7 protein-coding genes are annotated in these 7,267 nt (G+C 58.5%); 4 read left to right on the forward strand and 3 right to left on the reverse strand.

The features are described from left to right. Positions 1–13: 13 nt before the first annotated feature. From ACIF4X_RS27250 to ACIF4X_RS27260, 3 genes are all read right to left on the reverse strand, one after another. Positions 14–1,330 (reverse strand): MFS transporter, encoded by a 1,317-nt coding sequence (locus tag ACIF4X_RS27250; RefSeq protein WP_397484449.1) that lies wholly within the window; start codon positions 1,328–1,330, stop codon positions 14–16. Between the two features lie 316 nt (positions 1,331–1,646). Continuing rightward, the gene (locus tag ACIF4X_RS27255; RefSeq protein WP_397484450.1) at positions 1,647–2,888 is read right to left on the reverse strand and encodes a transporter associated domain-containing protein; all 1,242 of its coding nucleotides are present in this window, start codon (positions 2,886–2,888) and stop codon (positions 1,647–1,649) included. Positions 2,889–2,900: 12 nt separating this feature from the next. After that, positions 2,901–3,713: an inner membrane protein YpjD gene (locus ACIF4X_RS27260; RefSeq protein WP_397484451.1), complete on the reverse strand. Its 813-nt coding sequence runs from the start codon at positions 3,711–3,713 to the stop codon at positions 2,901–2,903. A gap of 210 nt (positions 3,714–3,923) precedes the next feature. On the opposite strand from ACIF4X_RS27260, the gene ffh reads away from it, so the two are divergent. From ffh to trmD, 4 genes are all read left to right on the forward strand, one after another. Continuing rightward, positions 3,924–5,300 carry a signal recognition particle protein gene (ffh, locus tag ACIF4X_RS27265; protein ID WP_397484452.1) on the forward strand — a complete coding sequence of 459 codons (1,377 nt, stop codon included), beginning with the start codon at positions 3,924–3,926 and terminating at the stop codon, positions 5,298–5,300. A 410-nt stretch (positions 5,301–5,710) separates the two neighbouring features. Then, positions 5,711–5,962: a 30S ribosomal protein S16 gene (gene rpsP, locus ACIF4X_RS27270; RefSeq protein WP_003185073.1), complete on the forward strand. Its 252-nt coding sequence runs from the start codon at positions 5,711–5,713 to the stop codon at positions 5,960–5,962. A 5-nt stretch (positions 5,963–5,967) separates the two neighbouring features. Then, the gene (rimM, locus tag ACIF4X_RS27275) at positions 5,968–6,504 is read left to right on the forward strand and encodes a ribosome maturation factor RimM (protein ID WP_129389600.1); all 537 of its coding nucleotides are present in this window, start codon (positions 5,968–5,970) and stop codon (positions 6,502–6,504) included. Positions 6,505–6,548: 44 nt separating this feature from the next. Next, a partial coding sequence (trmD, locus tag ACIF4X_RS27280; RefSeq protein ID WP_397484453.1) for a tRNA (guanosine(37)-N1)-methyltransferase TrmD occupies positions 6,549–7,267 on the forward strand: 719 nt, incomplete at its 3' end.

Here is a 7,267-nt window from a genome sequence, read left to right on the forward strand (position 1 = left end):
CGATAGCGATCTATCAGGCAACCCGATTCAGATCGTTATCCCGCGTTTCTTTCAAGCACAGCACCGCAATCACGCTCAGCACCGCGGCCGCCGACACATACCCGCCGACATAACTCAAACCACCCATAGCCACCAGTTTCTGCGCAAAGAACGGCGCCGCCGAGGCCCCGACTATGCCGCCCAGGTTATACGCTGCCGAAGCGCCGGTATAACGCACGTGGGTCGGAAACAACTCGGGCAACAACGCGCCCATCGGTGCGAATGTCACGCCCATCAAAAACAGCTCGATGCACAGAAACAGCGCCACCCCCCAGGTCGAACCCTGAGTCAGTAAAGGTTCCATCAGAAACCCGGACAGAATCGCCAGCACGCCACCGATGATCAGCACCGGTTTACGCCCGTAACGGTCGCTGGCCCAAGCCGACAATGGTGTCGCCGCCGCCATGAACAACACGGCAAAGCACAGCAATCCGAGGAAGGTTTCGCGGCTATAACCCAGTGTGGAAACCCCATAGCTCAGGGAAAACACCGTCGAGATATAGAACAGCGCGTAGCACACCACCATCGCCGCCGCGCCCAACAAAGTCGGTGCCCAATACTGGCTGAACAGCTCAACCAGTGGCACTTTCACTCGCTCCTGACGAGCGATGGCGTTGGCGAAAACTGGCGTTTCGTGGAGTTTCAGGCGCACATACAAGCCAACCATCACCAGCACCGCGCTGAGCAGAAACGGAATTCGCCAGCCCCAGCTGCGGAACTGCTCGTCATCGAGGGTCATGGCCAGGGTTAGAAACAAGCCATTGGCCGCGAGAAAACCAATCGAAGGGCCAAGCTGCGGAAACATACCGAACCACGCGCGTTTGCCTTTCGGCGCGTTTTCCGTGGCCAGCAGGGCGGCACCGCCCCATTCGCCACCCAATCCCAGCCCCTGCCCGAAGCGCAGCACGCACAGCAGAATCGGTGCCCATGCGCCAATCGTGGCGTAACCCGGCAGCACGCCGATCAGCGTCGTACACACGCCCATCAACAGCAATGAGGCAACCAGTGTCGATTTACGTCCGATACGGTCACCGAAGTGGCCGAACAGCGCCGAGCCCAGCGGCCGGGCCAGAAAAGCGATGCCGAAAGTGAGAAACGCCGAGAGCATCTGCGCCGTGCCGGACGTCTGCGGAAAGAATACCGGCCCAATCACCAGCGCAGCCGCTGTGGCGTAAACATAAAAGTCGTAGAACTCGATTGCGGTGCCGATAAAACTCGCCGTCGCCACACGGGTGGCGGAGTTGGTCGGTTGTGCAGGCGCGGTGTCGCTGAAAGCGGTACTGGTCGTCATGCGGTGATCCCTGACAGTCATGAGCTCCGTTGGAGCGAATTATTATGGTCGAGCACCCAGGGATGTGGGATGAGGCGCGGTCGCTGTTTCAGGTAGGAACAGTCGCCGGAGTACAACGGAAATGGCCGAAACCTGTCGGGTGCGGGATAAGCACACGGTCTGGCGACGCTTGGGTAAGCGTTTCGATTATAGGAAGGGGGCTAACAATTGAACAAGAGCAAAAGATCGCAGCCTTCGGCAGCTCCTACATGGGAACGCATTTCAAATGTAGAAGCTGCCGAAGGTTCGGGCCGCGTTCGGACGATCTTTTGATCTTTTATCGGGCAGGCACCAGGGCTGGCACAGAAGAGGTATGCCAGATCAGCACCTTGCTCACCCGGTTCTCCTCGGTCTCGAGAATCTCCAGTCGATAGCGGCCGATCTTCAAGCAAACCGCACTTTCGGGAATGGTTTCCAGCGCTTCGGTCACCAGGCCATTCAGGGTCTTCGGCCCATCGCTCGGCAAATGCCAGCCCAGGCACTTGTTCAGCTCACGGATCGACGCCGTGCCATCGATCACCATGCGCCCATCCGCCTGCGGATGAATGTGCGGGTTATCCAGGCTGTGCTCGCTTTCAAACTCGCCAACGATTTCTTCGAGAATGTCTTCCAGCGTCACGATGCCGAGCACTTCGCCGTATTCGTCGACCACCATGCCCAGTCGGCGCTGTTGCTTGTGGAAGTTCAGCAGTTGCAGTTGCAGTGGCGTGCTTTCTGGCACGAAGTACGGTTCGTAGCTGGCCGCCAGCAGTGCTTCGCGAGTCAAATCACCATTGTTCAGCAAATGACGGATCTGCCGTGTGTTGAGTACCGCTTCAACCTGGTTGATGTCGCTATGGAACACCGGCAGGCGAGTGCGCTTGTTATGCCGCAGTTGTTCGATGATTTCTTCGATCGAGTCGTCGAGGTTGATGCCGTCGACGTCACTGCGTGGCACCAGAATGTCATTGACCGTGATGTTGTCCAGCGCATGAATGCCCGAAACCGGGTGTGCCCGGACCGGATGATCTTGATCGTCATAGCGGTCGGCAGGCGAGTCATCTTCGCTTTGCTGCACGACCTGAACCTTGCGCGCAAACGGACTCATCAGTAAATCGCTGATACGGCTGAACAGCCAGGCCAGCGGATAAACAATCTTTAGCGGTACTGCCAGCAACGAATTGCCGAAGGCCAATACGGCATCCGGATAACGCCGGGCGAAGGTGCGCGGGAAATAATCGGCGAACACCAGCAACACGGCGCCGGCTCCCAGGCATGCCGCCCACGGGCCGTTTTCTTCACAGAGAAAAATCGCCAACAACGTCGCGATGATCACTGCGAGCGCTCGGCACAAGGTGTTGCAGAGGATCAGGCTGTCGAGCGGGAAGCTCAGCTTCGCCAGTGGTTTATCGCTGGCGCGCGAGGCGGTTCGTTGCGCGAGCAAGTGCTGTTGCGCGATTTCGACGGCGGTAAACAGCCCTGACCATAAAATCAGCAGGACAAATACCGCGAGCATCGGCCCTAAGGGCAAAGCGTCCATTTATGCCGCCCGTCAGATGTGCAGAATGTATTCACGAACCAGTTTGCTGCCGAAATACGCCAACATCAGCAGGCAGAAACCGGCGAGGGTCCAGCGAATCGCCTTGTGACCGCGCCAGCCGAGACGGTTGCGGCCCCACAGCAGCACGCTGAAGACGATCCAGGCCAGGCACGCGAGCAGGGTCTTGTGCACCAGATGCTGGGCGAACAGATTCTCGACGAACAGCCAGCCGGAGATCAGCGACAGCGACAGCAGCGTCCAGCCGGCCCAGAGGAAGCCGAACAACAGGCTTTCCATGGTTTGCAGCGGCGGGAAATTCTTGATCAGCCCGGACGGGTGCTTGTGCTTGAGCTGGTGGTCTTGCACCAGCAGCAGCAATGCCTGGAACACCGCGATGGTGAACATACCGTACGCGAGGATCGACAACAGAATGTGCGCGAGGATGCCCGGCTCTTCATCGATGATCTGCACCGTACCGGTCGGCGCGAATTGCGCCAGCAGCACGGTGACCGCGCCCAGCGGAAATAGCAGCACCAGCAGGTTTTCCACCGGAATGCGCGAGCAGGCGATCAGGGTCAGGGCGATCACCGCCGCCGCGATCAGGCTCGAGGCGCTGAAGAAATCCAGGCCCAGACCGATCGGGGTCAGTAAATGCGTGAGCAGGCTGGCACCGTGGGCCACCACGGCGAGAACGCCGAGGCTAACCAGCAGGCGCTTGTTCGCCTTGGCGCCTGTGGCCAAGCGGGTGCTCTGATAAAGGGTCGCAGCGGCATATAGAAGGGCGGCGGCGAGGGTAGTCAATAAACTGGGTGACAAGGGGAGCATAAATCCTGTTAGGCAGGCCCGAAAGGGGCTGAGTTTGGCATAGAACCGCCATGGCACGAAAGACTCAGGAAGCTGACAGCGAGGTGTCCGCCAGCCGCAGTCTTCGCTATAATCCGCGACCTGCCCACGCCGCAGGCTCGCCGAGCACATGTTGATTCCGGTCTGGGCCGCCATTATCCCGGTCTACACAGGGCCTGAAAGGATCGCGCAATGTTTGAAAACTTAACCGACCGTCTCTCGCAGACGCTGCGCCATGTCACCGGCAAGGCGAAGCTGACCGAGGACAACATCAAAGACACCCTGCGTGAAGTGCGCATGGCGTTGCTCGAAGCCGACGTCGCCCTGCCGGTGGTCAAGGACTTCGTCAATTCGGTCAAGGAGCGCGCTGTCGGCACCGAGGTGTCGCGCAGCCTGACGCCGGGCCAGGCGTTCGTGAAGATCGTCCAGGCCGAACTCGAAAGCCTGATGGGCGCGGCCAACGAAGACTTGAACCTGAGTGCTGTGCCGCCAGCTGTCATTTTGATGGCAGGTCTGCAGGGCGCCGGTAAGACCACCACCGCCGGTAAACTTGCGCGCTTCCTTAAAGAGCGCAAGAAGAAGTCGGTCATGGTGGTGTCGGCGGACGTTTATCGTCCTGCGGCGATCAAACAGCTGGAAATGCTCGCCGGTGAAGTGGGCGTGACCTTCTTTCCATCCGATCTGAGCCAGAAGCCGGTCGACATCGCGCAAGCCGCTATTAAAGAAGCAAAACTGAAATTCATCGACGTGGTCATCGTCGATACCGCCGGTCGTCTGCACATCGACGAAGAGATGATGGGCGAGATCAAGGCGCTGCACGCCGCGATCAACCCGGTCGAAACCCTGTTCGTGGTTGACGCCATGACCGGTCAGGACGCCGCCAACACGGCCAAGGCCTTCGGTGATGCACTGCCGCTGACCGGTGTGATTCTGACCAAGGTCGACGGCGACGCTCGTGGCGGTGCCGCATTGTCGGTGCGCGCCATCACCGGCAAGCCGATCAAGTTCATCGGTATGGGCGAGAAGAGCGAAGCGCTCGATCCGTTCCACCCCGAGCGTATCGCCTCGCGGATTCTCGGCATGGGCGACGTGCTCAGCCTGATCGAGCAGGCTGAAGCGACCCTCGATAAAGACAAGGCCGACAAACTGGCCAAGAAGCTGAAAAAGGGCAAGGGCTTCGACCTCGAAGACTTCCGCGATCAGCTGCAACAAATGAAGAACATGGGCGGCCTCGGTGGGCTCATGGACAAACTGCCGAGCATCGGCGGCGTCAATCTGTCGCAAATGGGCAATGCCCAGAACGCCGCAGAGAAACAATTCAAACAGATGGAAGCCATCATCAACTCCATGACCCCGGCCGAGCGCCGCGACCCTGAGCTGATCAGCGGTTCGCGCAAACGCCGGATCGCCATGGGTTCCGGCACGCAGGTGCAGGACATCGGTCGCTTGATCAAGCAGCACAAGCAGATGCAGAAGATGATGAAGAAATTCTCCGCCAAGGGCGGTATGGCGAAAATGATGCGCGGCATGGGCGGAATGTTGCCCGGCGGCGGCATGCCAAAAATGTAAGGTGTCCCGTCTCACCCATTCTGCTCACTTATGGCGGCGCCTGATGCCCTCATGCTGCGTTGCCGCTCCTCGCCATAGCGGGCTATGACTCGTCGCGGCGCCTTGCTTGAGGGCATCAGTCACTCGTCAAAAGTGAGCGAAATGGGTGAGGCAGGACACTAAGACTTCGCCGGTCGTCGCACCGGCGCAGACCCTGCAAGGACGCAGGATCAACAGCAAACCCGCACTCGGCGGGAGCTGACTGGCCGTTTTCATCGACGGCTCTATATGCAAATCCGCACGGCATGCCATAGGCGCCGGAAAAAGTCATTTGCAAAAGTCCGGATATTCCTTAGAATATGCGGCCTTTCGGGCACCCATGCCCGCTGTGCATTTAGATTTGCAGCACCGACTACAGGAACGATGTTCACATGCTAACAATCCGTCTTGCCCTTGGCGGCTCCAAAAAGCGCCCGTTTTACCACCTGACCGTAACCGACTCGCGTAACCCGCGTGACGGCTCCCACAAAGAACAGGTTGGTTTCTTCAACCCTGTTGCCCGTGGTCAGGAAATCCGTCTGTCCGTGAACCAAGAGCGCGTAGCCTACTGGCTGAGCGTTGGTGCACAGCCTTCTGAGCGTGTTGCTCAGTTGCTGAAGGAATCTGCAAAGGCTGCGGCCTGAGCAATATGAACGCGACGCCTGCTGTTGCCGATGATTTGATCGTTATTGGCAAAATTTATTCTGTTCATGGCGTTCGCGGCGAAGTGAAGGTTTATTCCTTTACTGATCCGACTGAAAACCTGTTGCAGTACAAAACCTGGACGCTCAAGCGTGAAGGCAATGTCAAACAGGTCGAGCTGGTCAGCGGACGCGGGAGCGATAAGTTCCTGGTCGCAAAGCTCAAAGGTCTTGATGATCGTGAAGAAGCTCGTCTTCTGGCCGGTTATGAGATCTGCGTGCCGCGCAACCTGTTCCCTGAATTGACCGACGGCGAGTACTACTGGTACCAGCTGGAAGGTCTGAAGGTCATCGATCAACTGGGGCAATTGCTCGGGAAAGTCGATCATCTTCTGGAAACCGGCGCCAATGATGTAATGGTCGTCAAGCCTTGCGCTGGCAGCCTGGATGATCGCGAACGCTTGTTGCCCTATACGGGTCAATGTGTGTTGGCAGTCGATCTGGCCGCGGGCGAGATGAAGGTGGATTGGGACGCGGACTTCTAAGCGTGGCTAACTTGCGCGTAGAAGTGATCAGTTTGTTTCCCGAGATGTTTTCCGCCATCGGCGACTACGGCATCACCAGTCGAGCGGTCAAGCAGGGGCTCTTGCAGCTGACCTGTTGGAACCCGCGGGATTACACGACGGATCGGCATCACACTGTGGACGATCGTCCGTTTGGCGGTGGTCCGGGCATGGTGATGAAGATCAAGCCCCTGGAAGATGCTCTGGTTCAGGCCAAGGCAGCAGCCGGGGAGGCGGCGAAGGTGATTTACCTGTCCCCCCAAGGCCGTCAACTGACTCAGTCGGCGGTACGCGAGCTGGCACAATCGGATGCATTGATCCTGATTGCCGGCCGCTATGAAGGCATTGACGAGCGCTTTATTGAGGCTCATGTCGATGAAGAGTGGTCGATTGGCGACTATGTACTGTCTGGCGGCGAGCTGCCGGCGATGGTCCTGATCGATGCGGTTACACGACTGCTGCCTGGAGCTTTAGGGCATGCGGACTCCGCCGAGGAAGATTCCTTTACGGATGGTCTGCTGGATTGCCCGCACTACACCCGACCTGAGGTGTATGCGGATCAGCGTGTACCCGACGTGTTGCTGAGTGGCAACCACGCGCATATCCGGCGTTGGCGTTTACAGCAGTCCCTTGGTAGGACCTTTGAACGACGCGCCGATCATCAGGAAAGCCGCTCGCATTCTGGAGAAGAGAAGAAGCTGCACGAGGAATACATCCGCGAGCGGGACGATAGTAAACAACCTAT

It is taken from the genome of Pseudomonas sp. NPDC085632, assembly GCF_044541255.1.
Classification (GTDB): Bacteria; Pseudomonadota; Gammaproteobacteria; order Pseudomonadales; family Pseudomonadaceae; genus Aquipseudomonas.

Coding starts and splice junctions, on each gene's coding strand:
- rimM (WP_129389600.1), top strand. CDS start 5,968: ATGAACGCGACGCCTGCTGTTGCCGATGATTTGATCGTTATTGGCAAA.
- ACIF4X_RS27255 (WP_397484450.1), bottom strand. CDS start 2,888: ATGGACGCTTTGCCCTTAGGGCCGATGCTCGCGGTATTTGTCCTGCTG.
- ffh (WP_397484452.1), top strand. CDS start 3,924: ATGTTTGAAAACTTAACCGACCGTCTCTCGCAGACGCTGCGCCATGTC.
- ACIF4X_RS27250 (WP_397484449.1), bottom strand. CDS start 1,330: ATGACGACCAGTACCGCTTTCAGCGACACCGCGCCTGCACAACCGACC.
- rpsP (WP_003185073.1), top strand. CDS start 5,711: ATGCTAACAATCCGTCTTGCCCTTGGCGGCTCCAAAAAGCGCCCGTTT.
- ACIF4X_RS27260 (WP_397484451.1), bottom strand. CDS start 3,713: ATGCTCCCCTTGTCACCCAGTTTATTGACTACCCTCGCCGCCGCCCTT.